The organism is Ensifer sp. NM-2 (assembly GCF_003024455.1).
Classification (GTDB): Bacteria; Pseudomonadota; Alphaproteobacteria; order Rhizobiales; family Rhizobiaceae; genus Ensifer; species Ensifer canadensis.
This window is the reverse complement of the sequence record NZ_PVZR01000085.1, coordinates 1-701: the sequence shown is the minus strand read 5'-3', so window position 1 is coordinate 701 and position 701 is coordinate 1. Positions and strand designations below refer to the sequence as shown.

1 protein-coding gene is annotated in these 701 nt (G+C 68.6%); it reads left to right on the top strand.

Annotation, left to right across the window (positions count from 1 at the left end):
- Window positions 1–701: UPF0182 family protein (locus C6558_RS38875; protein ID WP_199197131.1), on the top strand; the 701-nt coding region annotated here is incomplete at both ends.

Genomic DNA, 701 nt, shown 5'->3' with positions numbered 1-701 from the left:
GCGTGGAGGAGGGCGGCGGCGTGCGGATCACCCCGGCGGCGCGCGCCCACATCGGCATCACCCTGGCCGTGTTCCTGCTGCTGCAGGGCGTCAACTTCTGGCTCAACCGCTACCGCACCACGCAGTCGCAGACCGGCAACTGGGCCGGCGCGCGCTACACGGACGTGAACGCGGTCATCCCGACGTCGGCGATCCTGGCGGTCACGGCCGTGATCGTGGCCGGCCTGTTCGTGTGGACGGTGGTCTCGGGCCGGTGGCGGCTGTCGCTGATCGGCACCGCGGTCCTGGTCATCACGGCGCTCGTGGTGGGCACGGCGTACCCCTTCATCGTGCAGGAGTACCAGGTGAAGCCGTCCGAGCGCACGCTCGAATCCCAGTACATCGAGCGGAACATCGCCATGACGCGCGAGGCGTACGGCCTGGACGACGTCGAGGTGACGAACTATGAGGGCGCCACGGACACCGAGGCCGGGGCCCTGGCGGGCGAGGAGGCCAACACGGCCAACGTCCGTCTCATGGACCCGAACCTGATCTCCCAGACCTTCGGGCAGCTCCAGCAGTTCCGTCCGTACTACGCGTTCCCCACCACCCTGCACGTGGACCGCTACGAGGTGGACGGCCAGACGCGGGACACCATTCTGGCGGCCCGTGACGTCAACGTGGACGACTCCCAGTCGTGGGTGAACCGCCACACCATCTAC